Here is an 8,426-nt window from a genome sequence, read left to right on the forward strand (position 1 = left end):
GGCTGGGCCCTCGTTGGTTATGGGGAAGATGCCTTCCTTTTCCTTTTAAATTAGCCGATTGTCACTGCACAGTGCTTGACAGGACGTGCAACGTCTTACGCGCCTACGGCGTCCGTCTACGAAAGCACTTAGCCAATCGTCACCGCACAGTGTTTAACTGGGGCATTGCCCGGCAGGGTCGTATAAACGCCCGTGCTCTGGCCCGGCGTGCCGATGGCATAGACTCTGTAATAGTAGTCGTTGCCGACCTTCGCCACGAACTGGGTCTTCAGCACATCGCCGTTGCCGACCGTGAAGCTCGGCGTCAGGTTGTTGCCGTTGACCACCGTCATCTTGAAGCAGTATGCGCTGCCTCTCTTCAACGTGAAGTTGACCGTCGTGTCGCTGCGCACGCTGGCGTTCACAACGTTCTGGCCTGCGGCCACAACGCCTGCTGCGCCGTATGCGTTGCCGATGTTGGCGGACGTGCTGCCGGAACCCTTATTGTTGCTGGTGTTCCGGTCTGCCAGCACGAGGTTTTCCTTCGCTTCCTTGGCGCTGTAGTAGACCGCTGCATACTCCTCACCGGTTGCATTGGCGTCTTCCACCGTTGCACGGAGCAGGTTGATCTGCGCCTGCATCACCGCCGCACTGGACGCGGTGTACTTGGTGAGATCGAGCTGTTCCAGCTCGGAAAGCAGTTCGAGAAGCTCTTCCTTGCTTGGGATCTTACGCAGGTCCGCGAGCACCTTCGCAAGCGCTTCTGCCGCTGCGTCGACCTCTGCCTGGGTGGCGGATGCGTCGTCCATCACAGCCTGGGCCGCGTCAATAGCATTGCGCAGGGTTTCTTCGCTGCCCTCGACATATTTGTCGATCTCTTCCATCACCAGGTTTGCCTGTGTCAAAACGGCGTTCAAGCTGCTCTTATCCGCTGTGCGGCTCAAAGCGAGCATAGCGTCATAGAGATCCTGCCATGCCTTTTCCACATCGACCGCCAGGGCGTCGTTGCCGTCGTCATAGACGTCCTTCGCCGCATCCAGGGCCGCCTGGAAGGCTTCCACCGTCTCGCTGGTGAATTCATCGGTGTCGATGCTCTCCGCCAGATCGATCAAGTAGCCCAGCTCGGTCAAATCGCCCTTTTCGAACGACAGATAGTGCAGGGCGTCGAGCAGATCCGACCAGGCCTCGTTGACCTCTGCCTGGGTAGCGGATGTATCGTCATAGACCTCTTTCGCGTTCTCCAGGGCCCGATCGACCGCCTTCTGAACGCTCTCGACTGCATTTGCATATTCGTCGCCGCCGACCAGCTCTTCTGCAATGGAGATGGTCTGCGCCAATACGGACTTGTTTACAATGTCAAAGGTAAAGGACAGGTTGGAATTTTCATCCGGCACCGTGTACGTATAGGTCACGCTGTCCGAAGTGAAGTCCACCGGCTCCCCGTTCACATACGCGCCCACAAAGGTGCTTCCCTCGCGGGACGGCGTAAAGGTAAAGGTGACCGGCGTACCCGCCTCAATCTTGGCCGCATAGATGCCGGCAGCATCCACAATGGGTTCTACGTCGCTGGTAACCGCAAGGTCCACACCGGCGCTGTAGCCCACCGTCAGCATACGGGACTGGCGGGCAAATTCCGCGACAACGGTGACGTCCTCATTCGGCATCACAAAGCGGTTGTTCTCAATCGGGACAAGTTCGCCGTCCGCTGTGCGGTATGCCAGCGAAACCAGATGGTAATTCGGGTCCGGCTCGACAAACACGTCCACCGTCTCCCCTGCGTTTGCACTGCTGCGGGTGAGCTTGACCGAACCGCCTTCCGCTTCTTCCGCTGCAATGCTGTAAACCTCGTTCAGCATGATCGCTGTAATGCTGAAGTTGCCATACCGTTCTCTGGTTACAGACCGGTTGTAAATGCGCACATTTACATCCTCTGCGGAACGATATGTGAGCGTAAACATTCCGTATTCCGTCGGCTCGAGGACTTCATACGCATAGGAAGCCGTCTTATCGCCGGAGGTCATTTCCACGACCATATCGGAGTGCCAGTTGCCGATGGTGATCTTCGCCTCGTGGCGGTTTTCGCCGCCCGGCAACGTAAAGCTGACGCCGTTATCCACGTCTTCCACAACCACATAGGGCTTCTGGTTCTCCATGCTCGCGGTCGGCGTGCCGTCCGTGAAGGAATACACGGTGTCGTATTCGCTGTTGTTCACGCGGTGCGGGGCCTTTTCGGTATCAAAGATGGTGAAATCCTTGATGGAAGGCTCCACATTCTTGCGCTCATAGGCCGCTTCGCCGTCCACGCTGTTGAACAGCATCCAATCCTTGCCGCCCTCTTCCGTCAGGTTGATGGAATCCGGGAGCGTATTGGTAAAGCGGATGTTGAAATCATTGTCAATGACCTCGGGCTCGTCCGGCTCCGGAGGCTGCTCGCCCGTGTCGGCCAAGGTAACGGCGCCCAGCGCAATGCTGCCGCCGACATCGATGGAAGCGAGGGACTCGTTCATGACCATCCGGACTTCCACGGTGCTCTCCGGATCTTCCGCCCAGTAGTCGATCCCGATCTTCTGGACATCCCATCCGCTCGAATTGCCGTACGTTGTAGCGTAGCGCACCTGCCCGTCGATGAGCAGCTGCACTTCGCAGATGGCACTCCAGGAACCTGCATAGATGTTCACATGCTGCACCGTGCCGGCCGTCGGCAGGTTAAAGGCAAAGCCAGCCTGTCTTTCCGGGCCGCGGCAGGTGATCGCCCACTGATTCTTCGGCTGGGTGCCTTCGGCCGCATCGCTGGCGGTAAAGCTCAGCTGCATATCCTTGGCGACGTCCACCGCGTAAGGCGTGTCGTCGGACACCAGGCGGTGGAAATTCGTGATAACCGTTTCGGTATTCTTCTTGGCGTAGTCATCGGCATACTTTGTCGGGAACTGCGCCCAATCGGTTGTGCCCTCTGCGGTGAGGTCAACGGTCGTGCCGGAGGCATTTTCCGTTGTCCCAACTGCGTAATCGTTGGACGGTTCCGGGATCTCCCCGTCGGTCTCCGCCAGCGTTACAGCCGGGAGGCCGACGCTGCCGCCAGGGCCGCCCGTGTTGGACGTGACAAGGATCTGGCGGACGAGGAGCTCGTCGCTCGGGTCCATCAGCTTATAATCAAGGCTGATCTTGCGCACATCCCAACCGTCGCTTCCACCATAGGTGGCCGTGTACATCACGCTGCCGTTCACCAGGACTTCCACGCGCGTGGTGGCGTTCCAGGAGGAAACATACAGGTTCGCGTGCTGCATCTTATCGCTGTAAGGGAGGTTAAACTCAAAGCCCGCTTTGCCCTCTTCACCGCGGGAGGTGATGCAGGTCTGGCTGGTCGGCTGCGTATCCTTTGCGTCGGTAGCCGTGTAGTACAAAGGCATATCGACGGCGTGGTCAATCCCGCCTTCCACCAGACGGCGCAGGCCGGAGATGGTGTTTTCGGTATCCTTTCTTGCGTAGACATCCACATCGTCTGCGTTGAACTGCGCCCAGTCCTTGGTGCCCTCTGCGGTAAGGTCGATGGTGGCGCCCATCGCGGAGGTCATCATGCCGGATACATACGGCTTTTCGTCGTATGCCAGGGACAGGACGGTCACATTCTCAACGATCTTTACAGTCTCGCCCTCATACGTGGCCAGAATCGTCAGCTCGCCGCTTTGATCCGGCTGCGGCTGGGTGGGGCACACCACAGAACCGTTGTCCATCAGGCCGGTGTCCTGGCCGTTCATGGTGCTGGTAAAGGTAAATGTGGTGCCGTAGATGGGGCCGGTGACGTCGAAGTTCAGGGATCTGTACAAAGCGTCAAATCCGGTGTTGCCATTCAAAATGGTGTCACGGGCGGCCTCGTAGTCGGCATAAGCGCGCTCACGTGCGGAGCGCGGCGACTCTTCGGGGACTTCGCTGACGACGTCGCTCAGGGCGCCTTCCACGCCGTCCTTCACGCCGGAAACCGCCACATAGTAGCGCTTATAGTTGTCCAATCCCTCGATCACATAGGGGAGGGTATCGGCCGTACGCACGTCGGACAGGTCTGCACGGTCTTCGCCGACATAGATCTTGTAGCTGTCGAACGCATCCGTGTTATCCGCCGAAACGGTGATGGTCTGGTTGCCAGCCGCGAGGGAAACATTCTCCACATCTGCCGGCAGCGGCTCGCCGCCGTCTTCGAGGATGATTCCCTTGATGGAGACGGAACCCGATCCCTTGGAGGCGCGCTCCGCCTCATACTGCACCAGCAGATGGCGGTCTTCGTCGCCGCCCGCGCGGTACGGGATCTCCACCACATAGGTGCTCTCTTCTTCACCGCCATACAGCGTGCGGCTTACACGCGGGGAGCTGGCGTCGGACAGGGCGGCCGTCAGGGTGGCGGTCGTATTCTGCACGCCTACGATCAGCTTCACGGTCTTGCTCTCATTGGTCGCCGGGACCGTAAACATAAAGCCTTCCTCGCCGAGCGAATAGGCGCCCTTGGTCAGGCTCTGCGCGCCGGAGAAGCCGAGGGCTTCCATCTCTGCGCTGGTGGAGAGTTCCACCGGGCTTTGGCTGCTGTCCGCACGGAAGCCAACCGTGTTGACATTTGTAATCAGACCAGCCTTCTTGCCGGCCTGATACTGGAGGCCGTCATCGATGGATTCGTCGGTCTCGGTGCTGAAAACGACATAATCCGCTGCGTTGGCGTCGAGCGCTTCTTTCGTCAAGGAAGCGTCGTCCGCCTGGAACGGATGCGCGGCCGCGCTCAAATACGGCTCTGCCTCATCCTCCACGCCGTCGATGTGGTAGTTGGTGGTGCCCGCCGGGACATCCAACGTGACCTCTACGTCGCCGTTGAGCACGTGCAGGGTGACCGGTTCAGTCGCTGTAACGGTGATATCCGCCGGGGATTCCGACCCGGTGCGCTCCTCCATGGAGAGGGAAACGCGGACGGGCTGCCCGTCGTGGCACATATACAGATTGCTGATACCATTTTCCTCGGTCAAACGGAGATCCCAATTCACCGTGTTTTCCGGGGCGTTCAGATCGATGCCCAGGATGTCCTCGATGATGACGCCGATGGCCAGCGCGCCCGTCCAACCGACAAAGTTGCTGCGGGCGGGGTCGCCCTGGCGGGTATATTCGCTGGAATAGTTCTCCCAGAACGTAGCGCTGCCGATCACGGAATCGGTCTTGCCCGCCTGGTAGACGTCCGAGAGGGCCTCCAGATGGCGGAGCGCCTCCCCAAAGGCCAGCTCACGGTAGCCGTAATACTCCAGGCCCTTGATGTACTGGAACGAAGACGGCGCCCAAACCGCACCGTTCCAATATTTGCCGGTGGGATAGAAGGACGGCCAGTCATAGGTAACTGTGGACAGGCCCTGCGGACGGAACATCTTTTCGGAGTTCAACGCATAGTTCCGGACCATCGCGTCGGCGCGTTCCGGCGTCGCCACGTGTGCGGACAGCGCCCACAGGCCGGTCGGGGTAGGCACGTTCGTGAACTGCTGGTCTTTATCCAGGTTGAAATAGAACTGCCCTTCTTCGGACCAGAGCTTTTCGTTGATCAGGGCCGTGAGGTCCTCATACTCCTTCTGGAAGCGCTCCTCCGTCTCTGTATCGCCGATCTCATGGGCGATCTTGGCGATGTAGTAGGCGGACTGCGCCTGCTGGATGCTCAGGTCGTTGTACGTCTGTTCCTTTGAACCATAGTCTTGGTTCGGCGTGTTGTCAAAGCCGTTGGCCAGGCCGGTGGTCTTGCCATACAGCCCGTTGTCCATCAAGCGCGTGCGCTTGATAAAATCGAAGTGGGAGACAATGCGCTCCAAGACGGTCTTCCCATCGATCACCTTGGTAAAGCGCGATTTATCCCCATGCACCTGATACTGCTGCCATTCGGCCCAGGCAAACAGGGGCGGGTTGACGGAAAGCGGATCGTCGTATCCGCCATTGTAGCTGGCATTCTCGCCCGTGATCTCGCTGATCTCACGCGCGATGAAGCCGTCGTCCGGCTGGCCGGGATTATCGACCTGCCAATAGTAGAAATTGTCCATTGCTTGCAGAGTGGGGAACTGATGGATGCCGTATTTGTCAAACATCATCATCAGCAGCGTATCCCACACAAAGATCATATCGCTGAACGCTTCGTCCACATAGTAGGGCTCCTCCGGGTTGAGGACTGCTCTTGCTTTGCGGATGTTGCTCTTGTGGGATTCCCAGGCTGCATCGTAAAGCTCTTCCCATTCCGAGTGCTCGGCAAAATGCACCTTCGGGAGATCGGCCATATCGATCTCATACCCGCCGGCTACAATTTCCGGTTCCCGGGCCGCGCCCATAGCTGTCCCAAACGGGATCGACGTCAGCAGGATCGCTGCGGACAGGCAAAGTGCGAGTACCTTTTTTAGTTTTTTCATCTTCTCCTCCTTGATTATTAGGATGGTTTTCCCCATCCCAACCTTTCCTTCTGTGTTGCCTCTGATACCGCCCCTCCTTTCTCCACGGGCAACTACCGTCCCAAAAAGTTTACCTTTTTGAGTGAATCATTAAAGCGTACTTTTAATTATTCGCAATAATACATTACAATGATAGCGAATCACAAAAAGAGGGTCAACAGAAAAACTGGACAAAATTTTAAGGTTATTTTGTACATACCATCCTATAGTTCGTTTGAAATCATTATAATTTATAACAAAATACCGAAATAAACTCTATTGAATAAATGATTCCAAATCCCAAAGAAAAGCAGTCATTTTTACAGACCTCCGGTCAGGACGCAGGCACGCAGTGCCTCTCGCGGACGCGCAGCGTCTTTCGCGGGCACACTGTGCCTCTCGCGCCTACGGCGGACGCACGGCGTCTTTTCGCGCCTACGGCGGGCACACAGTGCCTTTCGCGCCTACGGCGGGCACACAGTGCCTTTCGCGCCTACGGCGGGCACACAGTGCCTTTCGCGCCTACGGCGGGCACACAGTGCCTTTCGCGCCTACGGCGGGCACACAGTGCCTTTCGCGCCTACGGCGGGCACACAGTGCCTTTCGCGCCTACGGCGGGCACACAGTGCCTCTCGCGCCTACGGCGTCCCCTAAGGAAGCAAACTGCGAAGAGTTTGCTTTCCGCTCCATATGGGAAGGCCCTACAGAAGCAAGAAAAACCACCTAAAGACCGGAAGCCATCCTTCCGCATCAGCTTTGAAAAAGAAAAGCATTGAATGATAAAAAAGGCCCCAACCCTGGGAACTCTCCCGGGGTTGAGGCCTCGTTGCTTAGAGGGAAGCTGCCTTCCCTTTTTGTTTTTTATTTCCGATTAGCCGACGCACAGCGTCTTTCACGCCTACGGCGGGCACGCAGTGCCTTTTCGCGGACCTCCGGTCAGGACACGCCTACGGCGGTAACCACGGAAGCAAACCGGAATCGGTTTGTTTTGTGCTTCACGTAGGAAGTCCTACGAAAGCTCTTACGCAATCGTCACGGCACCATGCTTGACGGGACGTGCAACGTCTTACGCGGACGCGCAGCGTCTTTCGCGCCTACGGCGGCAACCACGGAAGCAAACCGCAATGATGGCGTGTTCCGCTCCACAGGGGAAATCCTACGGAAGCAATCAGCCAATCGTCACTGCGCAGTGTTTGACTGGGGCCTTGCCCGGCAGGGTCGTGTAAACGCCCGTGCTCTGGCCCGGCGTGCCGATCGCATACACTCTGTAATAGTAGTCATTGCCGATCTTTGCAACATACTGGGTCTTCAGCACATCGCCATTGCCGACGGTAAAGCCCGGCGTCATGGCGTTGCCGTTGACTACCGTCATCTTGAAGCAGTATGCGCTGCCTCTCTTCAGATTGAAGTTGACCGTCGTGTCGGAAACCACATAGGCATTCGCCGCCACGCTCTGGCTTGCAGATACAACGCCCGCTGCGCCGTATGCGTTGCCGATGTTCGCAGACGTGCTGCCCTTCGAACTCGTGGAGGTGCTCTTCTCGACCAGGCCGTCGATGCTGTTCTCCAGCGCCTCGACTGCGTCCGCAACCTCTTCCTCGGTCGCTTCTGCGTCGTTCAGAACCGCCTTCGCGGTGCTCAATGCGGCCTTCATCGTTGCCACGCTCTTTGCCGTGTACTTATTGGTATTGATTGCCTCGGCTTCCCCGATCAATGCTTCCAGCGCATCTTTATCCGGGATCAGGCGCAGGGCGGAGATCGCCGCTGCCAAATCTTCTGCTGCGGTATCCACCGCATCCTGCGTTGCGTTTTCATTTGCCAGGACAGTTTTTGCCTCTTCCAGAGAGGTCTCGAATGCGGTCCATGCCTCGTTCTGGATGTACTGATCCGCATTTGCAACAATGCTGTCGCCCTTGGTGACCAGCGCTTCCAGCTCGGTGACGTCTGCGCGGTAGACCAAGCCATAGATGGCGTCATACAGCGCATCCACCGCTGCGGTGATGTCCGCTTCCAGGACTT

General features: G+C 57.8%; 2 protein-coding genes. Both read right to left on the reverse strand.

Going from position 1 to position 8,426, the window contains the following annotated elements:
• Positions 1 to 128: 128 nt before the first annotated feature.
• Positions 129 to 6,389, reverse strand: coding sequence for an MGH1-like glycoside hydrolase domain-containing protein (locus tag I2E77_RS09860; RefSeq protein WP_195451146.1), 6,261 nt, complete (start codon positions 6,387 to 6,389; stop codon positions 129 to 131).
• Positions 6,390 to 7,575: 1,186 nt separating this feature from the next.
• On the reverse strand, positions 7,576 to 8,426 hold an 851-nt coding region (locus I2E77_RS09865), incomplete at its 5' end, for an FIVAR domain-containing protein (RefSeq protein WP_195451147.1).

Source organism: Anaeromassilibacillus sp. 1001302B_160321_C8 (assembly GCF_015554745.1).
In the GTDB taxonomy this organism is placed as follows: Bacteria; Bacillota; Clostridia; order Oscillospirales; family Acutalibacteraceae; genus Anaeromassilibacillus; species Anaeromassilibacillus stercoravium.